The organism is Frankia sp. Mgl5 (genome assembly GCF_023242985.1).
GTDB lineage: Bacteria > Actinomycetota > Actinomycetes > Frankiales > Frankiaceae > Parafrankia > Parafrankia soli.
Genome location: NZ_JALKFY010000263.1, coordinates 1 through 248, shown reverse-complemented (window position 1 = coordinate 248; position 248 = coordinate 1). Strand labels below are relative to the sequence as shown.

1 pseudogene is annotated in these 248 nt (G+C 54.4%); it reads right to left on the bottom strand.

Annotated elements, in window-relative coordinates:
* Positions 1 to 248, bottom strand: a pseudogene (locus tag MXD62_RS09280) (diaminopimelate decarboxylase); the annotation flags it as partial.

Genomic DNA, 248 nt, shown 5'->3' with positions numbered 1-248 from the left:
GCCTGATACAGCGCAGGACGCAGATTGTCGGTCATACCTCCGTTAACAGAGACATATTTGCGTACCTGCGGAATCTCTTTGGAGGAGCCGATCTGGTAAAGCGTGGTACCCGCTTCCCCTACAATGCTGCGGCCCGGTTCGATCCACAGTTCAGGCAATGGCAGATTATGCGTGTCAAATTCATTCCGGACTGTCGTCGTGATCGCTTTGACGTATTCCGCAGGCGCTAGCGGAGTATCCCCCTCTAC